Below are 21,401 nucleotides of genomic sequence, written 5' to 3' on the forward strand. Positions count from 1 at the left end.
ACTTTGCGAACTGTGGAGCCGCTCGTACGATGCGGGGGTGGACCGAGGGTGGGTGCAACCCCGTCCCGCCCTCGACCGGCGGTTGGACGGGGCGCTGACGCACAGGCTCACCACGCTCGTGGCAACTACAGGCTACGGGAAATCCACCGCGCTGGCCGGGTGGGGCCAGGCCGTCGGGGCGGTGCTGCACCGGCTCGGGCCTGGCGATCGCGACCTGCCCACGCTGGCCGGAGCCGTGGCCAAGGCCCTCTCGGAGGCGGTGCCGGGGCTGCCCGCTGACCTCGTCACGGCTGCGCAGGTGCCGCTCGGTCCCGACGCCGACGAGCTGTCCAGGGCGGCGGCGCTGGCGGGCGCGCTGGCCGAGGCCCTGGCGAGGCGGCTGCGGCGGGCTCTCGCCGTGGTCTTCGACGGCGTCGACGCGATCGCGGGCGCGCCGGGCTCCGTGCGCTACATAGAGACGCTGGTCCGCGCCGCACCCCGGCACCTGCACGTGGTCACCGCGTCGCGGGCGCCGCTGCCGTTCCCGACCGCCCGGCTGCGCCAGGACCACGAGGTGCTCGACTTCGACGCGACCGACCTGGCGCTCACTCCTGAGGAGACCCTCGCCTGGGCCCGCGACCGGCTGGGCGAGGCGGGGGCCGCCGTCGCCGCGACGCTGCACGAGGCCTGCGGCGGCTGGCCCGCCGCCGTCCAGGCCGCACTCGACGCGCTCGCCCGTGAGGATCCCGCCGTCTGGCCGCGCACCGCCGCGAGCCTGGCCGCGACCTCCGCGTCCCTTGAACGCCTCATCCTCGAGGCGTTCAAGGACCTGCCCGTGGCCATGCGAGAGCTGCTGCGCGCGGCCACCGTCCTGCCCGTGCTGACCGGCAGCCTGGCCGCGATCCTCGGCGCGCCGCCCGACACGCTCGATTCGCTGACCAGCCGCGGCCTGTTCCTCGAAGCCGTTCATGACGGCCACCGGCTGACCCAGACCAGCGCGCACGTCCTGGCCAGGCACGCCCCGCTCGACCGGCACGAGGCCCACGACGTGGCCGCGGTCGCCGCCCGTTGGTACGTCGAGCACGACCAGCCCGAGCTGGCCCTGCGCGCGGCCGTCGCGACCACGCACGCCGGCCTCGTGGCCTCCCTCCTCGACGCGTACGGCCTGCGCCTGGCCGAACGCGGGGACGTGATCGCCGCGCTCGACCTGTTACCCGAGGCAGCCCGGCGCTCTCCCCCGATGGTGAAGCTGGCGGGCATCGCCGAGCAGAACCGCGGCCGGTGGAACGAGGCCCGCGACCTGCTGGCCCAGGCCGCCGAGGGACCGGCGTTCGACGCGTTCGTGGCCAGGCGGCTGGCCTTCATCGACCACCTGCGCGGCGACTACGACGCGGCGATCGCCATGTACCGCAGGGGTCACGACCACGGCTTCCCGCCTGCCGACGCCGCCATGTGCGCGGCCTCTGCCGCTTCTGTGCTCTGGCTGAAGGGCGACCGGGCAGGTTGCGCCGAGCTGGCCGACAAGTCCTTGGACGAGGCCGGTGACCTGGGCCACCCGGGTGCCCTGGCGATGGCCAACACCGTGCTGGCCATGCTCGCCGCACTCGACGGCGACCGCCGTGCCAACGACGCCCACTACCTGCGAGCCCTCGAATACGCCGAGCGCGCCGGCGACGTCGTCCAGCTCATCCGCATCCACGCCAACCGGGCCTCCCGTTATCTGGACGAGGGCGCCTACGCCGAGGCCCTGGCCGAGACGGACCTCGCGGTCAGGCTGTCGGACCTGGTGTCGTTCGCGCCCTTCGCCGCGCTCAACGCCGCCAACCGGGCCAAGGCGCTGATCGGGCTCGGCCGCCTGGAGGAGGCCGCCACCGAGGCCGCCGCAGCGGTGGCCGGGTGGGAGGCGATGGGCTCAAAGCTGATCGGCTACGGATTGGACCGGCTGGCCGAGGTACAGGCGCTGCGCGGCGACCGTAGGGCGGCGATCGCGATCTACCGGCGGGTCGTCGCCGAGGCGCCGGCCGGCGACGTGCAGAAGCTGTCCAACGCGCTCAACGCGCTGGCCGAGCTGCTCGCCGCGGACGATCCCGAGGAGGCCGGCCGAGTCGCCCGCCAGGCGCTGGAGCATGCCGAGGGCATCGCGGGAGTCAGTGCCCGGGTCGTGGCCGCGCGCGTGGCACTGGCCGCAGGGCAGCCCGCCCGCGCCAGGGAGTTGCTGGAGGAGACCGAGCCTGTCGCGGTCCGGCGCAGGGACCACGCCGCCCTGGCCGCCATCGTGGAGCTGCGCGCCGTGCTCGACGGCGATGCCAAGCTCGCCGACGAGGCGGTACGCAAGTGGGCGACGCTCGGCGACCCGATCGGCCAGGCCAGGGCCGAGCTGGTCAGTGCTGAGCTGGCCGACCCGGCGACCGGCCGGGACACCGCCGCGCGGGTACGCGAGCGCATGCACGCCATCGGCTGCCGGGCGCTGGACGACCGGATCGACGCGCTGATCGCCCGTACCGTGCCGGAGCCGCAGGCCAGGGTCGTCGTCGAGACCTTGGGAACGTTCCGGGTCCTGCTGGGCGGCGTGCCCGTCGCGCGCACCGCCTGGCAGTCGCGTAAGGCCCGCGACCTGCTGAAGATCCTGGCCGCCCGCCGGGGGAGCGGGATCAGCAGGGAACGCCTGGCGGAGATCCTCTGGCCGGAGCAGGAGGACGAGGCGGTGGGGCTGCGGCGGCTGAACGTCATGGTCTCGACGTTGCGGGCGGTGCTGGACCCGGAGCGGGAACGCCCTCCCGACGACATCGTGGTGTCCGAAGAGGGCGCCCTCCACCTGGATCTGTCGCACGTCGACCTCGATGTCGAGAAATTTCTGGACCTGGTGGCCGCGGCCACCAAACTCGACCAGGCCGGCCGCACGGCCGAGGCCCTGGAGCGGTGGGCAGCCGCCGAGAGCGCGTACGGCGGCGAGTTCTGCGAGGAGGACCCGTACGCGGACTGGGCGGTCGGCCTGCGCGAGCAGGCGAGGCTCGGGTACGTGCAGGCCGCGGCCAGGATCGCCGCCGCCCGCGCGAGTGAGCGCCGCTACGAGGAGTCCGCGCGTTACTGGCTGCGGCTGCTGGAGCGCGACCGCTACGACGAGCGCGCCCACCTGGGCCTGGTACGGGTGCTCGACCTGGCGGGCCGCCGCGGCGACGCCCGCAGGCGCTACCACCTCTACGCGGAACGTATGCGCGAGCTGGAGGTCGAACCAGCCCCGTACCCCACCTGAACCAGACCTGAACCGGCCGGGGAGATGGTGCTCCATGTGAGAACGGTCATCGTCCGGCTGGTCGAGCCCGAGCAATCAGGCGGCCGGCTCCTTGGGCTGCTCGAAGAGGTCGGACGCGAGCCGGTGCCGTTCAACGGGCCCGAGGCGCTGCTGGACCTCCTTCGGGAAGCCGCCGGACTGGATCACGACCACGAGTGAGTCCATGGCAGCGGCCGTCCGCCGGACGCCTGGAGACGCCTGAACCTCGCGCGAACGTCCGCCCACCACCATGGGCGGCGGAGAGGAGGCGCGATGAGCGAGCAGCTGGGGAGCGGATGGCCGTTCGTCGGGCGACGGGGGCCGCTCGCGATCGTACGGGAGGCATTGCGGTCGGGAGCAGGCGTGATGATCGCCGGTGAGGCAGGAGTCGGCAAGAGCAGGCTGGCGGCGCAGGCGCTGGCCGGGCTGAGGCAGTACACGGTCGTGCGCGCGCTGGGCACGGTGACCGCGTCGATGATCCCGTTCGGCGCGTTCGCGCAGGTGCTGACGGGGCCGCCGGAGAGCGGGGAGAACCTGCTGCGCTGGGCCGCCCGCCACCTGCGCGCCGGGGCTCGCACCGGGGAGCTGGTGGTCAGCGTGGACGACGCGCACCTGCTCGACCCGGCCTCGGCGGCGCTGGTGCACTACCTCGCCGAGAACGGCGAGGCGAGGTTGCTGGTCACGGTACGCAGTGGCGAGCCGCAGCCGGCGCCCGTGGCCGCGTTGTGGAAGGACGAGCTGATCGCCAGGATCGAGCTGCCGCCCCTGACCGAGGACGAGGTCGGGCAGGTGCTGGCGGGGGCGCTCGGCGGCGAGGTGGCCGCGGCGACCGTACGGCACCTGGCCAGGGTCAGCGGAGGCAATGTGCTCTACCTGCGCGAGGTCGTGCACGCGGGCCGCACCTCGGGATGCCTGGCCGAGCGGGACGGGCAGTGGCGCTGGCGGGGCGAGCTGTCGGTGACCACGCGGCTGCGTGAGCTGGTGAGCGACCGGATCGGCCACCTCGACGAGGACGAACGCGAGGTGCTCGAGCTGGTGGCGTTCGGCGAGCCGCTGGGCGCCGAACTGCTGGCGACGCTGACCTCGGCCCGGGCGGTCGAGAGGGTGGAGGACCGCGGCCTGGTCATGACGGAGGGCGAGGGGCGCCGGGAGCTCCTGCGGCTCGGCCACCCTCTCTACGGCGAGGTCGTACGCATGAGCTGCGGAACCTTACGGGCCCGGCGCCGGCGGCGGATGCTGGCCGAGGCGCTCGAGGCCACGGGGCTGCGCCGGCGCGAGGACCAGCTGCGGGCGGCCGTGTGGCGGCTGGACAGCGGCTCGGCCGCCGCACCGGAGACGCTGGTGGCGGCCGCACGGCTGGCCTGGGCTCGCCAGGACCCCCGGCTCGCGGCACGGCTGGCCAGGGCGGCGATCGACGCCGGGGCGGGGGTGGAAGCGCTGGCGCTGCTCGGCGAGGTCCTCATGGTGCAGGGCGACACGGACGCGGCGGTGGAGTCGCTGCGGCTGGCGGCGCGGGACGTGGTCACCGAGGGCGAGCGCGCCCAGCACGCCGCCAGCTTGGGGATCAACCTGGCGTGGGCGGGCGCGGACGCCGAGGCGTGCCGGGTGCTGGACCGGGCGGCGGAGACGCTGACCGACCCGGCCTGGCGGCAGGAGGTCTGCACCTACCGCGGAGTGGCCGATTTCCTCGCCGGTCGCCTGACCGGGGCCGCGGGGTGGCTGGCGCGGGCACACGGGTGCACGCCGGGGACCGTGCGCGGCGCGGCACACGCGGCCTGCCTGGAGGCATGGGTGGACGCGTACTCGGGGCGCTACGAGCACGGCCTCGCGGTGGCCGAGGAGTTGCTGGCGGACATGGCCGGCTGGGGGGACGAAGCGCCGCACGCGCTGCCGACCCTGCTGGACGCGCGGTGCGCCGCGCAGGTGTTCAGCGGGCGGCTGGAGGCGGCCGCACGGAGCGCCGAGGAGGCCATGGGGCTGGCTGCCGGCGAGCTGTCGGTGACCGGGTTCGGGGCATACCGTGCGCAGGTCAGCAGGCTGAGCGGGGACGCGGCGGGGGCGGCCAGGTGGTGCCGCGACGACGCCGCCCGGCTGCCGACGCGCACGCCGTACCTGGGCAGGTGCCTGGGCGAGCTGGCTCACGCCCTGGCGTTGCTCGGCCGGACGGAGCAGGCTCGCGCCACGCTCATGGAGGCGGAGGCGATGGCGGCACGCTGGCCGTTCACCCGGCAGCCCGTGCTGCAGGCCGCGGTCTGGGTGACGGCGGCGGAGGGCGATCTGGACGAGGCGGTGCGCCTTTCCATCGTGGCGGCCGATCTGGCGGAGCGGCACGAGCAGGCCGGACCGTTGATGTTCGCGCTGCACGACCTGGTGCGGCTCGGCGTGCCGGGATCGGCGGCGGAGCGGCTGTCGGCACTGGCCCGACGTGTGGACGGGCCGCTCGCCGGCCTCCTCGCCAGGCACGCGCGGGCCGTGGGCGACCCGGCCGAGCTGGGGGCCGTGGCGGGCGAGTTCGAGCGGCTCGGCCTGGTGTTGTACGCGGCCGAGGCCACGGCGCAGCAGGCCGCCGCGTACCGGGACGCCGGCCGCGGCGCGCAGGCCAAAGGCGCCCAGACCAGGGCCTGGGCGCTGGCCAAACGGTGCCCGGGCATCACGACGCCGGCGCTGGTGGAGCTGGCCACGCCGGAGCTGACGCCGCGGCAGCGGGAGATCGTGCAGCTCGCCGCCGCCGGGCTCACGAACCGGCAGATCGCCGCCCGGCTGACGTTGTCCACCCGGACGGCGGCCAACCACCTCCAGGCCGCCTACGACAAGCTCGGTGTCAACGACCGTACCCAGGTCGGGCGCCTGTTCGCGGCGCTCTAGACGAGCTTCAGCAGGCCGTCGTACAGGGTGTCCCGCTCATCGGCGGACAGCACCTCGTACGCCGCCCCCGCCCGCAGGTTGGTGTCAGTCTCGATCCCGGCACGCAGCGGCCCGTCCCTCAGACCGACGATCTCGGCCACGGACAGGCCCGCTGCCTGCCAGGCGGCGGCGTGCGCGTCCGCCCGGTGGTAGCGGAGGACGGCGAGCCGGTTGAACAGCAGCAGGCCCGGCGCCGCCCCTTCCGGTTCGTACGGCGGCGCCACCGCCTCCAACGCGCCTCCTGGCATCCGTCCGGCCTGGTCGAGCACCCTGCCGGCCAGCCCCGCCAGCCCCGCCAGCCCGGGCAGGTCGTGCCCGCCCCAGACCCGCTCGGTCGCGGCGGCGTGCAGCTCGTAGAGCCGGTGGATGAACTCCAGCCCTTCGGCCGTCGGCCGGAGGACGCCGTCGTCCTCCACCAGCGTGCCCTTGCGCACCTGCTCCTGGACGTCTGCCTCGCCGTATCGGTAGATGCTGCCGAGCTGGGCTCTTGTCACCGGCCGCAGGGGGAACACGAACCGCAGGTCGGACAGGAGTCCCGGCGTCACGCCGGACGTCTCGGCCAGCTCAGTGACCGCCTTGAGTGCCGAGGCATGCACGTTGACATGGGCCGCGTCGATGACGGGCGCGATCGCCGCGGCGTACTCCGCCAGGTCGGGAAATTTCGGCATCGGGCGTCATTATGCCGCCGGGGTGGCGCGCCGTCCGGCAACTCCAGGATCATCGTGCCCGTGGCGATCATTCGGTGCCTGGCCCTCGGTCTTTTGGGCGGCGCAGTGGTGGCAGCGATGATGGTGATCCTCTTCGGATTGTCACCACGCGGCGACGGCTTCGAGCACGCACGTCTCGCAGCTCTCATGCTGCTGGTCATGGGACAGATTCTCACCGTCCCGATCGGGCTGGCGACAGGCATCGTGCTCGGGGTGACGCAGCCGGCCCGCACTCCCGGCTACGTCCTCGGCGGGATCACGATGGTGTTCGGCATCCTCGTCATGATGCAGGGCTGGGCCACGTCCGACTGGGCAGATGGACGGCCGTCCGGGATCGGCGATCCGGACGGTGAGTCGGGTCTGGGGGCGCTGGCCGCCCTCTCCGGCGCCTTCACGGTCGCCATCGCGTTGATCATCTTCATCGTCCGATCGATCCCGGAGTTGTCACAGTCCCCGACGGTTCGCAGCCGGAACGCCCCTCCGAGGCCATGAGCCGTCGCTGCCGAATCAAGCGATCTGCTATCCATGGCCAAGGATCAATCACCACAATTGTCCCTTGTGAGCGCCGACCCCCAGCGAATTGGCCCGTACACCATCATCCGCCGACTGGGTGAGGGCGGGATGGGCATCGTCTACCTGGCCCGCCGGGACGCCGAGTCCCGGCTGGTCGCCGTCAAGACCCTCCGCCCGGGGCTGGTCGCCGACGCCGACTTCCAACGGCGCTTCACCAGGGAGATCGAGGCGGCCCGCAGCGTGGCCCGCTTCTGCACGGCTCCGGTGCTGGACGCGGGCATCGACGGGGACACCGCGTTCCTCGTCACCGAATACGTCGACGGCCCAGACCTCGCCGCCGCCATCAAGAACGGCGGGCCGATGGCAGGGGCGGACCTGGAGGCGCTGGCGGTCGGGGTGGCGACCGCGCTCACCGCCATCCACCAGGCCGGCGTGGTGCACCGCGATCTGAAGCCCGCCAACATCCTGCTCAGCGCCGTCGGGCCACGCGTGATCGACTTCGGCATCGCACGCATCGTGGAGCCGGACTCGACCAGGTCGGTGGAGATCGTGGGCACGCCCGCGTTCATGTCGCCGGAGCAGGCCCACGGAGATCCGGTCACGGCGGCGAGCGACGTGTTCGCCTGGGGTGGTGTGGTGACGTACGCGGCCACCGGGCGGGCGCCGTTCGGCACGGGAGGCGCGCCGGAGGTGCTGTTCCGCGTCGTTCACTACGTGCCCGATCTGACCGGTCTGGACGAGCGGCTCCGGCCGCTGGTGGAGCAGGCGCTGGCCAAGGAGCCCGGACGGCGGCCGACGGCCCAGCAAATCCTCGACCGCCTGCTCGGCCGCGAGTCGATCACCATGTCGGTCGCGTCGCACGCGGTCAGCGACTCCTGGATGGCCCGGCGATTACGCGCCGACCGGGACACCGTGCCCAGCCGGCAACCGGGCAACGGCCGCCAGTGGACCCGCCCGGCGGCCATGATCGGCGCCGCGCTAGCGGTGGCGCTGGCCGGCACCGGCACTGCCCTGTGGCGCCCCTGGGAGGCGGCCCCTTCGACGACTCCGACCGTGACGAGTCCCGTCCCGACGACGCCGGTCCCGACCACGCCCGCCCCGACGGCCCCCGTCCTCGCCAAGGCGGACGCGGTCACCACGAACATCGACGGGGTGCGTGTGCCGATCCACATCACCATCGACGCCCTGAAACGCACGCCGGACGACACAGTGCGGCTCGAGTGGACGGTCAGGAACGACAGCAAGGACGGCGCGCAGGCCCACCTGTGGACACTCATCAGGCCGCAGGCGGAGGGCGTCCAGGACATCGTGCTGACGTACGACCGTTCGAAGAAGTCCTTGCACCCGCTGGTGCTGGACGACTGGTGCTACTGCTCGACCTGGTTCGGCGCCGGGCGGAACTCCATTGACGCGGGGGAATCACTCCTCTTCGTCGCGGAATTCAGCGGCGTGCCACGGGGTGCCCGCAAGGCCGACGTCGACCTGCAGTTGCTCGGCCACTTCACCGAGATCCCCATCACCTAGGAGCAGCAGATCGTGCCGACGGTCAGCCCGGCGGCGGCAATGGTCAGCTCGCGTGACCGGCCACGGCCTCCGGCTGCCTGGTCGGCCGGGCTGCGGTGTCCCCCGGTGCCCGGGCGCTCAAGGTCAATCCGAGCGCCAGGCAGATCAGCGGGATCGCCGGAACCACATACCGCACGTCGTAGGCCGCCAGGAAGGGCGGGGCCGCAATGAGCGCGAGCGCCGCCAGTGACGGCAGCAGGGCGTCCCACCGCCGCCGGGCCACGGTCAGCGCCAGCGCGGCCAGCAGCCCCAGCGTCAGCAGCGGGAACGGCACGTACCCGAACCGCTGGTAGGCACGCAACCATCCGGCGTACGGCTCGACGACGCGGGTGGCGGCCGGTCCGTCCTCGTAGGACTCCGCGACACCCCGCACCGACTCGCTGATCGGCCGTTCGGCCGCCGGCAACTTGTACGGCGTCTTCTCGTCCACCGCCGTACGTTCCCAGCGCAGCAACTGCTTGAAGTCGGTCGCGACCGCGCCCAGATAACCCCCCGGCTGGGCGAGGATGGCCTGCCTGGCGAACTCCCCGGCGAGCTGGTTACGGTTGGCCGTCCCCGGCACCTTGAGCAGCGGCGAGAAGCTCTCCCACAACCAGTGCGGCGGATAGGGACGTTGCTCGACGGGCATCCGCGGGCAGAGCACGGCCAGCCGTTCCGGCGGCTTGATCACGTCGCAGTCGGCGAAACTCATCGTCCTGGACCACAGGAAGTTGCCGTCCGCCTCGGTGAGCGCGAACTTGCCCTTCTCGATCTTCGTCCAGGTGGCGTACGCGCCCAGCGGGATCGCCCCGGCCACGACCAGCGCCAGCAGCGGACGCCAGCCGTACCGCCTGACCAGGAGGTAGGCCGCCGTCAGCAGGAGCAGTGGCAGGCCGATCGTCCGGGTGATGCCGGCCAGGCCGAGCAGCATCCCGGCGGTGGCGGCCGTGGCCGGCGTGACGCGCCACACGATGAGCGCGACGGCGGCTGTGATGAGCACGATGAAGATCGCGTCGGCCATGATCATGTGCTCGAGGAGCACGAGGAACTCGTCGTACAGCAGCGGAGTCACCAGCAGCGTGGCGCCCCAGCCGGGCAGGCCGCGCCGCCTGAGCAGCGCGTACACCCCGACCGCGAGCGCCAGCCCCAGCACATGCTGCAGGACCGTGACCAGCGTCAGGCTGTGCGCGGGGCGCAGCAGCGCCAGCAGCAGGGAGTATCCGGACGGCCTGGTCGTCCCCGGCGTCAGCTCCTCACGCAGGAACGCGAACGAGTCGCCGTAGAAGAGCAGCGCGGGCGGGAACCCGAGCACGGCGAGCACCCGGAGCCCGATGGCGGGCAGCATGGCGATGACCAGTGCGCGGTGAGCCAAGGTGGTTCTGCTTCCTCGTGTGCCGGGGTTAATCACCATAGTCCGGGTGGCCGGTGCTCCGGGCACCGAGCGCCATCAGGGTTGTCGGCGGCTATTTCCGAATGTCATTCTGGAATTATCCCGCCATCGAGGCGCTCCCGGAGGCTGCATGACCCGCCCCGTTCTCGACAAAGAAGCCCTTCGCCGCAAATACCGCCAGGAGCGCGACAAGCGGCTGCGCCCGGACGGCAACGACCAGTACCTGCGCCTCACGGGCCGCTTCGCGCACTACCTCGACGACCCGTACACGCCGTGGACCGAGCGCGAGCCGAAGACCGACCACGTGACGGTCGCGGTCGTCGGCGGCGGCTTCGCCGGCCTGGTCACCGGCGCGCGGCTGAAGGAGGCCGGCGTCGACGACGTGCGCATCATCGACAAGGCGGGGGACTTCGGCGGCACCTGGTACTGGAACCGCTACCCGGGCGCGCAGTGCGACACGGCCTCGTACGTGTACATGCCGCTGCTGGAAGAGACCGGCCACATGCCGACCGAGAAGTACGCGCACGCGCCCGAGATCCTCGAGCACTGCCGCCGCATCGGCAAACACTACGGCCTGTACGATCACGCGTTGTTCCACACCGAGGTCGTGGACCTGGAATGGCTCGGCGGCCGCTGGCTCGTCCGCACGAACCGGGGCGACGCGTTCACCACCCAGTTCGTCGCCATGGGCATCGGCCCGCTCCACGTGCCGAAACTGCCCGGCATCCCGGGCATCGACGATTTCCGCGGACATTCGTTCCACACGAGCCGCTGGGACTACGCCTACACCGGCGGCGACCCCTCCGGCGCGCCCATGGACCGGCTGGCGGACAAGCGGGTGGCCGTCATCGGCACCGGCGCCACGGCCGTGCAGTGCGTCCCCCACCTGGCCCGGGCGTGCAAGGTGCTGTACGTGTTCCAGCGCACCCCGTCGTCCGTGGACGTCCGCGGCAACTGCCCGACCGACCCCGACTGGTTCGCGAGCATCGCCACGCCCGGCTGGCAGCAGCGCTGGCTGGAGAACTTCACGGCCATGCAGACCGGCGCGGCGGCCGAGGAGGACCTGGTGATGGACGGCTGGACCGACATCGCCCGCCGGGTCCGCGCCAAGCTCAACGAGCTGGACGAGCTCACGCCGGAGACGATGCGGGCCGCTTTTGAGGACTCCGACTTCGAGAAGATGGAGGAGATCCGCGCCCGCGTCGACGCCGTCGTCGCGGACCCGGAGACCGCCGGCAAGCTCAAGGCGTGGTACCGCCAGCTCTGCAAACGCCCCTGTTTCCACGACGAATACCTGCAGGCCTTCAACCTCCCCGGCACCCACCTCGTCGACACCGACGGCAAGGGAGTCGAGCGGATCACCCAGACCGGCGTCGTCGCCGCGGGTCGGGAGCACGAGGTCGACTGCGTCATCTACGCCTCCGGCTTCGAGGTCGGCACGGACTTCACCCGCCGCGCCGGGTACGACCTGACCGGCCGCGACGGAGTCCGGCTGTCGGAACGATGGGCGGACGGCATGCGCACGATGCACGGCATCCACGTGCACGGCTTCCCGAACGCCTTCCTCGTCCAGCACAGCCAGGGCGCGAACCTGCTGTCCAACATCCCGCACAACCTCGTCGAGGCCGGCCGGACCATCGCGATGATCGTCGGGCACGCCCTCGACCACGGCTTCGCGGAGGTCGAGGTCACCAAGGAGGCCGAGGACGCGTGGATCGAGCTGCTGCTGTCCGGGCCGGGCACGTTGCTCGGCGGGCCGGACTGCACGCCCGGCTACTACAACAACGAGGGCCAGGACCTCGGACTGCGCGGCTGGCTCAACGTGGGATATCCCCAGGGTGCGTCGGCGTACTTCGCCTATATCGACCGATGGCGGTCCTCGAACACGTTTGACGGACTCGAATTCCGCTGAAAGGTACATCCAGCACTACTGCTGGTCGCCCAGATCGCCGGATACGGTCGCAGAGTGCTGAACAGGACAGCGTTGGAGGCGCTCACCCTGAGGCCGGTGCCGTTCCTCAGGTCCGCGTGGCCGTGGCGGTGCGCGGCGTACCTGATGGCCAGTGTCGTTCCCGGCGCGGTCATCGGCGTCGCCGCCGCGGTCACGCAGGCCCTCCCTGAGCCGCTTCTCTACGTTGCCGGGCCGGTCGTCCTGGTGGTGTCCCTCCTGCCCGTCGCCCGCTTCGAGCGGCTGCGGCTGCTGCTCGTCGACGGCGTGCCCCTGCCCGAAGTGCCGGACCGGCGCAGGCGGGAGGCCGGTCTGGCTCTCATGACGTTGCTTGCGCTGTGGTGGATCGACCTGCTCATGGTCGGGTTCACCGTCGTGGGGCCGGTGCTGCTCATTCTGACGCCGCTCGTGCAGCCGGAGGTGACGCCCGAGGTCGGTGGCGCGGCGAGCGTGGCGGGGGTGTTGCTGCTGCCGGTGGCGGCGTACACGGTCACGGCCTGGGGCGGCGCCAGGGGCGCCGTGGTCAGGACGATACTGGCGCCCCAGGGCTCGGAGCTGAGCGAGGTGCTGCGGTCGCGGGCGCGGCTGGTGGACGCGTTCGAGATGGAGCGGCGCAGGATCGAGCGGGATCTGCACGACGGCGCCCAGCAGCGGCTGGTGGCGCTGTCCATGACGCTCGGCATGGCCCGGCTCGACCTGGCCGAGGACTCCGAGGCGGGCCGGCTGGTCGGCCTGGCGCACGACGAGGCCAAGCAGGCGCTGGCCGAGCTGCGCGAGCTCATCCGCGGGGTGCACTCGCCGATCCTCACCGACCGCGGGCTGGCGGCCGCGGTACGCGACGTGGCCGGGCGTTCCCCCGTGCCCATCGGCGTCGACGTCGAGGTGGGCCGCCTGCCAGCACCCGTGGAGGTCACCGCGTACTACGTGGTCAGCGAGGCCCTGGCGAACCTCGCCAAGCACAGCCGGGCCACCAAGGGCTCCGTCACCGGCCGGGTCCGGCGTGGCACCCTGGTCGTCGAGGTCAGCGACGACGGGGTCGGCGGCGCCGACCCGGCCAAGGGCAGCGGGCTGACCGGTCTGGCCGACCGGCTGGCCGTCGTCGAGGGCAGATTGTCGCTGTCCAGCCCGATCGGCGGGCCGACCCTGCTGCGAGTGGAGATCCCGTGCGCGTAGTGATCGCTGAAGACGCCGTCCTGCTCAGGGAGGGCCTGGTCGGGCTGCTCGAACGTTTCGGCCACACCGTGGTCGCCTCGGTCGGCGACGCGCCCGGCCTGCTCGCCGCCGTCGCCGAGCACCGGCCTGAGGCCGTGGTGACCGACGTGCGGATGCCACCGGGATTCACCGACGAGGGGCTGCGGGCGGCGCTCGAGCTACGAGGCCGCCACCCAGAGCTGGCTGTCCTGGTGCTCAGCCAGTACGTCGAGCAGACGTACGCCGCCGAACTGCTCGACTCCGGTGCCGGCGCGGGCGTCGGTTACCTGCTGAAGGACCGCATCGGCGACGTGCGGGAGTTCGTCGACGCGCTGGATCGGGTGGCGGCGGGCGGCACGGTCGTGGACCCCGAGGTGGTGCGGCAGCTGCTGAGGCGGCGGCGCGACCCCCTGGACCGGCTCACCCCGCGTGAGCAGGAGGTGCTGGGGCTGATCGCGGAGGGCCGCACGAACGCCTCGATCGCCAAGGAGTTGTTCGTCACCGAGGCGGCCGTGGCCAAGCACATCGCCAACATCTTCGCCAAGCTCGACCTCCCGCCGGCCGCGGACGGGCACCGGAGGGTGCTGGCGGTGCTGGCGTACCTGAGGCAGGGCTGATCAGGAGATGCAGAGCTCGTTGCCCTCGGGATCGGCGATGGTGATCCACCAGTTGGGCCCCTGACGGCCGCGGTGCAGCACCGTCGCGCCCTTGGCGGTCAGCTTCTCGACCACGGACTCGATGTTGTCGGCGCCCACCCGGATGTCGAGGTGCACCCGGTTCTTGATCGTCTTGGGCTCGGGCACCTGCTGGAACAGCACGCGCGGAGCGCGTTCGAGTCCGTCGGGGTGCCGGATGGCGGCTCCGGCCTTCCACACCACCGCGCCGCGGTGCGTGGTCGTGTCGTCGTCAGTGGCATAGCCCTTCTCGATCATCGCGCGGATGAACGACTCGTCCTGAGGCTCCACCCGCCATCCGAGCGCGTCGGCCCACCAGTCGGCCAGCGTGTGCGGGTCGTTCGTGTCGATGACGACTTGGAAGTCATATGCCATGGACTGATCCTAAAAGTAGGGTTCGATGGCATGAACGAGCAGTGGCAGGAGATCGGCGACCGGGTCTATGTCCGGCGTCACCGGTCTTTCGACATGAACACGGGTCTGATCGTCGGTGACGAGGGGCACTGTCTGGTGCTCGACACACGTACCTCGCATCGGGAGGCGGCGGACCTGATCGAGGCGGTCAGGAGGATCACCCCGGGACCGTGGACGGTCGTCAACAGCCACTCCCACTTCGATCACTACTTCGGCAACGCGCTGTTCCGGCCCGCCGAGATCTGGGGGCACGCCAGGTGTGCCGAGGAGATCGAGCGGGACGGCGAGCAACAACGCGCCAACGTGATCGCGCAGCTGCCCGACCGGCGGGAGGAGCTGGAGGAGATCACGATCGTGCCGCCTGACCACACGTTCACGGTCGCGGCGAGCCTGGACATCGGTGGGCGTGTCGTGCATTTGCGGCACTTCGGGCTCGGGCACAGCAGCAACGACGTCGTGCTCCACGTTCCCGACGCCGGTGTCGTGTTTGCCGGGGACCTGATCGAGGAGGGCGCGCCGCCGGCGTTCAGCGACTCGTACCCGCTGGACTGGCCGGCCACCGTCGCCGCGATGCTGGACGAGATGCCCGAGCCGGTGATCGTGCCAGGGCACGGCGCGGTGGTGGACCGGCCGTACGCGCAGGCCCAGCAGGCCGAGCTGGCGCTCGTGGCCGAGCTCGCCCGGCGGGCGCACGTGGAGGGCCTGCGCGACCTGATCAAGCACTTCCCCTATCCCGAGGACGTGGCCAGGCAGGCCCTCGACCGCGCCTTCATGCAACTCGACGTCTGAGCTCTTGCCGAGTTATATTGCATTTTGCAATATAGAGGGAGGCATCATGGCGCGACGCCATGACCTGGTCGGCCTGACCGTGCTGGCCCTGCTCACCGTGCGCGCCGCCCACCCCTACGAGTTGCACCGGTTCATCATCGAGACGCACAAGGACTACATCACCGGCCTGCCGCGCAGCCTCTACCACGCGGTCGAGCGGCTGGCCAAGGACGAGCTGATCGTGCCCGCCAAGACCGATCGCGAGGGCCGCAGGCCGGAGCGGACGGTCTACGAGATCACCGAGGAGGGCCGGGAGGAGCTGGCCGCCCGGCTGAAGCAGCTGCTGGAGCGGCCCGACCCCGACCGGCGCACGTTCGTGGCGGCCGTCTCGCTCATCGGCTGCCTGCCGCTGCCCGACGTCCAGCGGGCGCTCCGCGGCCGGGCGGCCACGATCGAGGGCGTCCTGGCCGGGATGGACGCCCACCGGCGGGCCATGGCCGACAGCGGCCTGCCCGCGGTGCTCATGCTCGAGGTCGAGTACGAGCAAGCGCTGCACCAGGCCGAGCTGGACTGGATCAAGGACCTGCTCGGCCGGCTCGACAAGGGGGAGCTCGACTGGGCGACCCGACCTGACATGTAAGAGGCCGCCGGAGTGCGCCAACACCCCGGCGGCCGGACATCCGAACAAGGCGCCTGCCCTGCCCGAACGCGCATTCACAGGATAGGCGCCGCGACCAAGGGAGCTGTGCCATGTCCGCAGAGATCGTCCGCCTGCTCGGGCGGATGGGAGAGACCTGGAACGCCGGGGACGCCGCCGGATACGCGGGCCTGTTCACGCCGGACGCCGACTACATCACGTTCTTCGGCCTGCACCTGGAGGGCAGGCAGGCCATCGAGGACGTGCACCGCGAGCTTTTCAAGACCCCGATCAAGCTGGAGCAGGGCGGCGCGGAGCCCCACATCAGGTGGCTCGCCGACGACGTCGCCCTCGTGATCGTCGGCGGCGGCTCGACGGTGGACAGCCGGCCCGATCCGAGCCGCGCGTCCATCGTCACGCTGACCGCGGTACGCACTCCCGAGGGCTGGCGCTTCGCCTCCTTCCAGAACACCCGGGTGAGCAAGCCATGACGAAACGGCTCATCACCGAGGTCGCCGGGGTGGTGACCGCGCCCGTCGAGCAGGTGTGGCAGATCCTGGTCGGTGACCGGCCCGCCCACGTGATGAAGACCGAGATCGGCGAGCACACGGTCGCCTACCAGGGCGGCTGGTGGTATCGCGGCGAATGGTCGGTCACCCGCCACCCCGAGGGCACGCGCGTGGACCACCGCGTCTACAGCGTGGCCGGCCCGTACTGGGCCGTGGCGCTGGCCAACCACCTGTTCATCGGCTTCGCCGAGCGTACGCGCCGGTCGTTCGCCGAGGGCATCTCCCGCATCGCCGACCAGTTGGGGTGCTCGGCGCGGCTCACCTAGTCACCGGGACCGCTGACTCCGGCGACCAGGTTTCCTCTCCACCTGGTCGCCGGAGCCGATCAAGCCAGGCTGATCTTCCCCTTCGCGACCTTGATCTTCTTACGCGCGAGCGGCCGCTTCGCAGGACCCTGCACCACCGCCCCGGTCGAGGCGCTGAACTTGCTGCCGTGGCACGGGCAGTTGATCGTGCCCCGGCTCACGCTCGCCACCGCGCAGCCCTGGTGGGTGCACTTGGCGCTGAAGCACCGGTAAACGCCCTTCTTCGGCTGGGTGATCACGTACTTGCCCTTGATGATCCGGCCGCCACCGAGCGGGATGCTCTTGGTCGTGGCGAGCACGGGGCCGGCCGCCGCCTCGGCCCGGCCGGGCCACAGGAACACGACTCCGGCGCCCGCGGCGCCACCTCGGACGATCAATGCACGGCGTGTGAGCATGTTGCCTCCTTCAACCGTCCTGACGTCCGCCGGCCACTGGTGGTTCACGTGTGACAGAAGGGAAACCTGGCGACGAACCCGCCGCCGGCGTACACGAGCGTGCCTTGGTGCAGGGTCGCGATGTCGCGTGCGATCGGCAGCCCGAGCCCGGCGCCTCCCGCGTCCCTGGCCCGTGCCTCGTCCAGCCTGGTGAAGCGGTCGAACACCGCCTCGCGCTGCTCGAACGGGATCCCCGGCCCGTCGTCGAGCACCTCGAGCACGGCCTCGTCCGCCTCGGCGTGCACGCGTACGCGGACCGTCGAGGCGGCGTGACGTACCGCGTTGTCGGTCAGGTTCGTCACCAGGCGGTCGAGATGCGCCCTGGAGCCCTTCATCACCACGTCGGGCTCGATGTCCAGCTCCACCTGTACCTCCGGCCGCCGGCGGGCCCGCAGCGACGCCTCTGCCGCCACCTGTCCGAGATCCAGCTCAGTGGTCCGCAGCGGCTCGCCCGCGTCCAGCTTGGCCAGCATGAGCAGGTCGGCGGCCAGGGACTGCAGGCGCTCGATGTCGGCCAGCGCCTCCCTGGTCAGCTCGCTCGGCTCGGCGAGCTCCAGCCGGGCGCGGAGGGTGGCGATGGGGCTGCGCAGCTCGTGGGCCGCGTCGGCGACGAACCGCTTGTGCGTCCCCACGGCCGTCTCCAGGCGGTCGAGTGTGCCGTTCACGGTGGTCGCGAGCGCCGCGATCTCGTCCTTCGACCGCGGTACGGGGACGCGCTGGTGCAGGTCACGGGCGGTGATATGGGCGACCTTGGCCCTGATCGCGGCCACGGGGGCAAGCGCGCGGCTCACCGCGAACCACGTCATGGCGGCCACCACGAGCAGCACCGCGGGCACGCCGGGCAACAACGCGCCGTACAGCGTCTGCACGGCCTCCTCGGCGCCGGCCAGCGACGCCCTTGACCACAACATGGCGGGGCCGGTCTGAGTGGTGACCTCCATCCCGGCGACGGCGTACTCGGTGGGCTCGGCCCACTCCTTGATCACGCCACCCTTGTCCGCGGTCAGCACGACATCGGGGTCGGCCACCGCGGCTGCCGTGCCGTCCTTGAGGTGCACCAGGCCTGCCTTGTCCGCCGTCTCGGCGGGCACCTGGACCGGGGTGCCGGGCACTATCGCGATCGTCTGGGCGAGCGGCGCCGCGGCCTCGGCCTTCCTGATCGCCTCGGCGTCCGCGCTGCTCACCAGGCTGCCGCGCAAGGCGATCACCAAAACCAGGGCCACGATCCCGAGGACGAGCGCCACGACCAGCGTCGCTGCCGCGGTCGCCCGCACCCGCACGGACGAAAGCCCCACGGCCGGCCGCCACCTGAACCCGAGGGCCGGCCGCCACCCGATCATGCGGCCTCCAACCGGTAGCCGGCCCCGCGGACCGTCATGAGCGTCGTCCGGCCGAACGGCACGTCGATCTTCCTGCGCAGGGCGCTGATGTAGACCTCGACGATGTTCGGATCGCCGTCGTAGGAGAAGTCCCAGGCCTGGGCCAGCAGCTCGCTCTTGGAGACCACCTCGCCAGGGCGCCGCGCGAGCGCGTGCAGCACCGCGAACTCCTTCGGTGTCAGCCCGATCTCCACCTCGCCTCTGCGGCATCGCAACCCGGCCGGATCAATGACCAGGTCCCCGACGGTGATCGACACCGGGCGCTCATGCCCGCCCCGCCGCACCAGCGCGCGCAGCCGGGCCAGCAGCACCACGTACGAGAACGGCTTGGCCAGGTAGTCGTCGGCCCCGTTGTCGAGCGCCTCGGCCTCGTCGTAGATGCCGTCCTTGGCCGTGAGCATCATGATCGGCGTCCAGTCGCCCGCCTCGCGCAGCCGGGAGCAGATCGTGTACCCGTTCATCCTGGGCACCATCACATCCAGGACGATCACGTCGTACGTGTTCTCGGTGGCCATCCACAGCCCGTCGCGCCCGTCGTGGGCCACGTCCACGGCGAAGCCCTCACCCGCCAGCCCGCCCTTGATCAGGTCGGCCAGCCGTTCCTCGTCCTCCACCAGTAAGACTCGCACGCCATACAGAGTCTCTCAGTCGACCTAAAGCCAACCTGAAGATCGTTTATGGCCTCTTCAGGATCGTTTCAGGTACGGCGGGCCAGTGTCGGGGGCGTTCGACCGACCCTAGTGAGGAGAATCCATGTTCAAGCGACGTCTCGCGGTGCTCGGCGCGGTCTGCGCGCTCGCGCTCACCGGCCTGGCCGGTTCCGCCCTGGCCGACGAGCCGCACTCGACCGCGGGCGCCAAGGTGACGTGCACGACCAGCGACGGCAAGACCATCGAGCTGCCCGCGGTCCAGCCGGGCGAGCCGATGGGTGTCCTGGTCACCCCGGACGGGGAGGTGAAGAAGGTCGATCCCGACGAGACGGTGAGGCTGCACGCCGTTCCCGCGGAGGAGCTGCCGGACGGGGTCGAGCCGCCCGCCCTGGTGGAGAGGGTCGAGCAGGACGGCGCGGTGCCCGCCCGTCCCGCCGTGCCGGGTGACGGCCCGGCCGTCCCCTCGAAGGTCGGCACGGCCCCCGAAGGTGGCCCCGCCATGGCCGTCTCGATCGTCTGCAAGAAGCCCGAGTAGTCACTGAGCGAACGACGGGTGCGGCCCCAGAGCCCAGTACTCGAAGAGGCCGTGGCCGACGAGCCCGTCGTACTCGAAGCGCCCGACGGCGTCCACCAGGCCCCACATCCTGGCGGCGTCGTCGGGCAGCCGGTACGTCACGCCCTGCACCACGGGCCCGGGACCCTGGTACATGCCGTGCCGCCAGTCCGGTTCCAGCCCGTAGCCGGTGCCCACCATGAGATGCACCGGCAGGAGGGGCGTGCAGTGCACGTCGAACGGCTTGCCGCCGGGCGGTGAGAAGGTGATCACGGCCTCGACGACGTCCCGGGTGCCGGGGGCGTACACGGGGCGGTAGTCGGGCCGGCCGAGATACTCCTCCTCCCGCCCGTCCGGCCAGACGCGCACGGCCTCCTCCAGCAGCCGCCGACCGCGCTCGTCCTCCTGGACGATGCAGAGGATGGCGTGGTCGTCGAACTGCATCGGCGCGTAGAGCCAGTAGAACGTGCCGGGGTTCTTGGCCTGGATGCCGGGCGGCTCCGGCTCGCCGACCGGCCTGATGCCCCAGGACCGGTCCCTGGTGCCCTGCCAGCGGTCGGGGGTGACCGGGATGTCCTCCTCGCCGATCCTGATATTTCCGGACCAGCGCCCGGTCTGCGCCAGGCGTACCGAGTCGAACATGACGCGCTCCTGCCACCGCAGGAAATGCCGGGGTTCGAGGGTCGCCGGAATCGTGCCTTCCCAGAGCAGGTCGAAGGACAGGCCATGCTCGTTCGGCTCCAGGACCACCCTGAGGCGCTTGAGCCCTTCGACGACCTCGACGCGGAAGGGGCCGATCCCGGCGTCCATCCGGTCGGCGCCCAGCTCGCGCGAGGCCCGCACGACACGGTGCAGGTCGTGGTGGCGTACGCAGGCGAAGGCGTCGGTGACGCCCAGGTTGGGGTACTGGCCGAGGCCGACGATCAGCATGAGCTCATCGGTGCCGGCGTGGCAGTTGAAGTAGTAGCGGTCGTAGAAGTTGCGGTCGGAGGTGGCCACGTGCCGCATGACCTGGGCAGCCTGGTGGACGGGGTAGTCGTCGAGCGGTGACAGCGTCATGACCGGCTTTGTAGCAAGCGCTTGGTAAGCCGTCAACGGAGGCGTGGCCGGACACAGGAGAAGCGCGCCCCCTTGCCGGGGGCGCGCTTCTCTGGCGAGATCAAGGCATCTTGCGCGATGTCTCATCCGCCTTGTTCGACACGTTGGCCGCGATCCGGTCCGCGGACTCGGCGGTCCTTTCCGCCTTCTCGTTGACCCATCGTGAGGCATCGGAGGCGGATTCCTTCATGTGCTCGGTCCACTGCTGGGCATTGCGGCGGTAGGCCATGTAGCCCATCGCTCCTATGGCAACGCCGGTCATGAGAACGAGCATCGGCCACCGCCGCGCCCGCGTGGGCGTCGGGTCGATCTTCCTGGCCGCCGTGGTCAGCATGTGGCTGACCCGGGGGGCGAACTGATCTTCGAACCCGTGCGCCGCGGACTCCAGCCGAGGCGCCGCCCAGTAGCGGGCGTCTTCGATCCGATGAGCGGCGGCCATCTTGGCCTGGTCCGCCATCGGTGCCATGCGGTGACC

Annotated in this window: 21 protein-coding genes; 13 read left to right on the forward strand and 8 right to left on the reverse strand. The window is 71.6% G+C overall.

What is annotated here, in order from left to right:
* The first annotated feature begins 37 nt into the window (after positions 1–37).
* The 3 genes from EDD27_RS43975 to EDD27_RS58100 all read left to right on the forward strand — a co-directional run bounded on the left by EDD27_RS43975 (position 38) and on the right by EDD27_RS58100 (position 6,115).
* The gene (locus tag EDD27_RS43975; protein WP_127938050.1) at positions 38–3,232 is read left to right on the forward strand and encodes an ATP-binding protein; all 3,195 of its coding nucleotides are present in this window, start codon (positions 38–40) and stop codon (positions 3,230–3,232) included.
* Positions 3,233–3,268: 36 nt separating this feature from the next.
* On the forward strand, positions 3,269–3,430 hold the full coding sequence (locus EDD27_RS54980) for a hypothetical protein (protein ID WP_164904058.1): 162 nt from the start codon (positions 3,269–3,271) through the stop codon (positions 3,428–3,430).
* A gap of 93 nt (positions 3,431–3,523) precedes the next feature.
* The gene (locus EDD27_RS58100) at positions 3,524–6,115 is read left to right on the forward strand and encodes a helix-turn-helix transcriptional regulator (protein WP_127938052.1); all 2,592 of its coding nucleotides are present in this window, start codon (positions 3,524–3,526) and stop codon (positions 6,113–6,115) included.
* Here EDD27_RS58100 and EDD27_RS43985 read toward each other — a convergent pair.
* A complete protein-coding gene (locus tag EDD27_RS43985) occupies positions 6,112–6,822 on the reverse strand; it encodes a hypothetical protein (RefSeq protein WP_127938054.1) in 711 nt (236 codons plus the stop codon). The genes EDD27_RS58100 and EDD27_RS43985 overlap by 4 nt on opposite strands.
* 60 nt (positions 6,823–6,882) lie before the next feature.
* Between EDD27_RS43985 and EDD27_RS43990 the strand changes: the two genes are divergently transcribed.
* Positions 6,883–7,353 (forward strand): hypothetical protein, encoded by a 471-nt coding sequence (locus EDD27_RS43990; RefSeq protein ID WP_127938056.1) that lies wholly within the window; start codon positions 6,883–6,885, stop codon positions 7,351–7,353.
* Positions 7,354–7,419: 66 nt separating this feature from the next.
* Complete coding sequence (locus EDD27_RS43995; protein ID WP_206641923.1) at positions 7,420–8,898, forward strand: serine/threonine-protein kinase; 1,479 nt, start codon at positions 7,420–7,422, stop codon at positions 8,896–8,898.
* 43 nt (positions 8,899–8,941) lie between these two features.
* Here EDD27_RS43995 and EDD27_RS44000 read toward each other — a convergent pair whose 3' ends face one another.
* Positions 8,942–10,288 (reverse strand): hypothetical protein, encoded by a 1,347-nt coding sequence (locus tag EDD27_RS44000; protein ID WP_127938060.1) that lies wholly within the window; start codon positions 10,286–10,288, stop codon positions 8,942–8,944.
* 148 nt (positions 10,289–10,436) lie between these two features.
* On the opposite strand from EDD27_RS44000, the gene EDD27_RS44005 reads away from it, so the two are divergent.
* Genes EDD27_RS44005 through EDD27_RS44015 form a run of 3 tightly spaced genes read left to right on the forward strand, consistent with a single transcriptional unit; the run spans position 10,437 to position 14,062 of the window.
* A complete protein-coding gene (locus tag EDD27_RS44005; protein WP_127938062.1) occupies positions 10,437–12,218 on the forward strand; it encodes a flavin-containing monooxygenase in 1,782 nt (593 codons plus the stop codon).
* 54 nt (positions 12,219–12,272) lie between these two features.
* Positions 12,273–13,427: a sensor histidine kinase gene (locus EDD27_RS44010; protein ID WP_127938064.1), complete on the forward strand. Its 1,155-nt coding sequence runs from the start codon at positions 12,273–12,275 to the stop codon at positions 13,425–13,427.
* Positions 13,418–14,062, forward strand: a complete 645-nt coding sequence (locus EDD27_RS44015) for a response regulator (protein ID WP_164904059.1) — start codon at positions 13,418–13,420, stop codon at positions 14,060–14,062. Before EDD27_RS44010 ends, EDD27_RS44015 begins: the two co-directional genes overlap by 10 nt.
* Here the strand turns inward: EDD27_RS44015 and EDD27_RS44020 are convergent, their stop codons facing one another.
* Positions 14,063–14,494, reverse strand: a complete 432-nt coding sequence (locus tag EDD27_RS44020; RefSeq protein ID WP_127938066.1) for a VOC family protein — start codon at positions 14,492–14,494, stop codon at positions 14,063–14,065.
* A gap of 30 nt (positions 14,495–14,524) precedes the next feature.
* On the opposite strand from EDD27_RS44020, the gene EDD27_RS44025 reads away from it, so the two are divergent.
* The 4 genes from EDD27_RS44025 to EDD27_RS44040 all read left to right on the forward strand — a co-directional run bounded on the left by EDD27_RS44025 (position 14,525) and on the right by EDD27_RS44040 (position 16,773).
* On the forward strand, positions 14,525–15,322 hold the full coding sequence (locus EDD27_RS44025) for an MBL fold metallo-hydrolase (RefSeq protein WP_127938068.1): 798 nt from the start codon (positions 14,525–14,527) through the stop codon (positions 15,320–15,322).
* A gap of 46 nt (positions 15,323–15,368) precedes the next feature.
* The gene (locus EDD27_RS44030) at positions 15,369–15,941 is read left to right on the forward strand and encodes a PadR family transcriptional regulator (RefSeq protein WP_127938070.1); all 573 of its coding nucleotides are present in this window, start codon (positions 15,369–15,371) and stop codon (positions 15,939–15,941) included.
* Between the two features lie 110 nt (positions 15,942–16,051).
* The gene (locus EDD27_RS44035) at positions 16,052–16,429 is read left to right on the forward strand and encodes an SgcJ/EcaC family oxidoreductase (protein WP_127938072.1); all 378 of its coding nucleotides are present in this window, start codon (positions 16,052–16,054) and stop codon (positions 16,427–16,429) included.
* Positions 16,426–16,773, forward strand: coding sequence for a hypothetical protein (locus EDD27_RS44040; RefSeq protein WP_127938074.1), 348 nt, complete (start codon positions 16,426–16,428; stop codon positions 16,771–16,773). Before EDD27_RS44035 ends, EDD27_RS44040 begins: the two co-directional genes overlap by 4 nt.
* Positions 16,774–16,832: 59 nt before the next feature.
* Here EDD27_RS44040 and EDD27_RS44045 read toward each other — a convergent pair whose 3' ends face one another.
* From EDD27_RS44045 to EDD27_RS44055, 3 genes are read right to left on the reverse strand one after another with little or no spacing between them, the layout of a single operon-like run.
* Positions 16,833–17,207, reverse strand: a complete 375-nt coding sequence (locus tag EDD27_RS44045; protein WP_127938076.1) for a QcrA and Rieske domain-containing protein — start codon at positions 17,205–17,207, stop codon at positions 16,833–16,835.
* Between the two features lie 44 nt (positions 17,208–17,251).
* Complete coding sequence (locus EDD27_RS44050; protein WP_241564568.1) at positions 17,252–18,541, reverse strand: sensor histidine kinase; 1,290 nt, start codon at positions 18,539–18,541, stop codon at positions 17,252–17,254.
* A gap of 41 nt (positions 18,542–18,582) precedes the next feature.
* Entirely contained in the window at positions 18,583–19,254 is a 672-nt protein-coding gene (locus tag EDD27_RS44055) for a response regulator transcription factor (protein ID WP_127938079.1), read from the reverse strand.
* A 124-nt stretch (positions 19,255–19,378) separates the two neighbouring features.
* On the opposite strand from EDD27_RS44055, the gene EDD27_RS44060 reads away from it, so the two are divergent.
* Positions 19,379–19,810: a hypothetical protein gene (locus EDD27_RS44060; protein WP_127938081.1), complete on the forward strand. Its 432-nt coding sequence runs from the start codon at positions 19,379–19,381 to the stop codon at positions 19,808–19,810.
* Here the strand turns inward: EDD27_RS44060 and EDD27_RS44065 are convergent, their stop codons facing one another.
* On the reverse strand, positions 19,811–20,887 hold the full coding sequence (locus tag EDD27_RS44065) for an Rv3169 family protein (protein ID WP_127938083.1): 1,077 nt from the start codon (positions 20,885–20,887) through the stop codon (positions 19,811–19,813).
* 100 nt (positions 20,888–20,987) lie between these two features.
* A complete protein-coding gene (locus EDD27_RS44070) occupies positions 20,988–21,392 on the reverse strand; it encodes a hypothetical protein (RefSeq protein WP_127938085.1) in 405 nt (134 codons plus the stop codon).
* Positions 21,393–21,401: the final 9 nt, after the last annotated feature.

The sequence above is a fragment of the Nonomuraea polychroma genome (assembly GCF_004011505.1).
GTDB classification, from domain to species: domain Bacteria; phylum Actinomycetota; class Actinomycetes; order Streptosporangiales; family Streptosporangiaceae; genus Nonomuraea; species Nonomuraea polychroma.

Bases quoted from the DNA above. Each gene is read 5' to 3' on its own strand.
- EDD27_RS44065 (WP_127938083.1), bottom strand. From the start codon at position 20,887: ATGACGCTGTCACCGCTCGACGACTACCCCGTCCACCAGGCTGCCCAG.
- EDD27_RS43985 (WP_127938054.1), bottom strand. From the start codon at position 6,822: ATGCCGAAATTTCCCGACCTGGCGGAGTACGCCGCGGCGATCGCGCCC.
- EDD27_RS44060 (WP_127938081.1), top strand. From the start codon at position 19,379: ATGTTCAAGCGACGTCTCGCGGTGCTCGGCGCGGTCTGCGCGCTCGCG.
- EDD27_RS44005 (WP_127938062.1), top strand. From the start codon at position 10,437: ATGACCCGCCCCGTTCTCGACAAAGAAGCCCTTCGCCGCAAATACCGC.
- EDD27_RS44035 (WP_127938072.1), top strand. From the start codon at position 16,052: ATGTCCGCAGAGATCGTCCGCCTGCTCGGGCGGATGGGAGAGACCTGG.
- EDD27_RS44020 (WP_127938066.1), bottom strand. From the start codon at position 14,494: ATGGCATATGACTTCCAAGTCGTCATCGACACGAACGACCCGCACACG.
- EDD27_RS58100 (WP_127938052.1), top strand. From the start codon at position 3,524: ATGAGCGAGCAGCTGGGGAGCGGATGGCCGTTCGTCGGGCGACGGGGG.
- EDD27_RS44040 (WP_127938074.1), top strand. From the start codon at position 16,426: ATGACGAAACGGCTCATCACCGAGGTCGCCGGGGTGGTGACCGCGCCC.
- EDD27_RS44025 (WP_127938068.1), top strand. From the start codon at position 14,525: ATGAACGAGCAGTGGCAGGAGATCGGCGACCGGGTCTATGTCCGGCGT.
- EDD27_RS44030 (WP_127938070.1), top strand. From the start codon at position 15,369: ATGGCGCGACGCCATGACCTGGTCGGCCTGACCGTGCTGGCCCTGCTC.
- EDD27_RS44045 (WP_127938076.1), bottom strand. From the start codon at position 17,207: ATGCTCACACGCCGTGCATTGATCGTCCGAGGTGGCGCCGCGGGCGCC.
- EDD27_RS44070 (WP_127938085.1), bottom strand. From the start codon at position 21,392: ATGGCACCGATGGCGGACCAGGCCAAGATGGCCGCCGCTCATCGGATC.